We start from the raw sequence: 412 nt of genomic DNA, 5'->3' as shown, positions 1-412 counted from the left end.
ACAGCCCTACGTACTGGACCGCTGAGGCTTTTCAGTGCCTCCGCCTCCCTCATATATCCGTAGCGCCTTACAGCCATGTTGACCTCGCCCCACGCTTCGTCAGCATCGGGGATACGCGTTTCCATCAAATCTGCCGCATACAGTCTTAAGTCTGATATTGCAGGTGGAAATTTGTTAGACAGTGCGTATTTCTTGAGAGCCATTATAGCAACCTGAAAAGGAATATCTCCCAGTAGTTCATACCACCAGTCCATCTGATCTCCCGTTGCCAGCAGGTTGTCTTTTGGATATGCTGTTTTTATCCGATCTGCAAATACGGCAAATTCCTTTGTGTTCATTCCTCTCCTCCTCTTGACATCGCCCAGTTATACATCATTTCCCGGCTCTCGTTTTGCTTGTCCTGTTGTTTTCC

Annotated in this window: 1 protein-coding gene; it reads right to left on the bottom strand. The window is 48.1% G+C overall.

Annotated features, from left to right (window positions below):
- A partial coding sequence (locus NE664_14740) for a replicative helicase loader/inhibitor (GenBank protein ID MCQ4727892.1) occupies positions 1 to 338 on the bottom strand: 338 nt, incomplete at its 3' end.
- Between the last annotated feature and the right edge of the window lie 74 nt (positions 339 to 412).

It is taken from the genome of Anaerotignum faecicola, from assembly GCA_024460105.1.
Classification (GTDB): Bacteria; Bacillota; Clostridia; order Lachnospirales; family Anaerotignaceae; genus JANFXS01.
The sequence above is the reverse complement of the archived record's forward strand: the minus strand, read 5'-3'. Positions and strand labels throughout refer to the sequence as shown.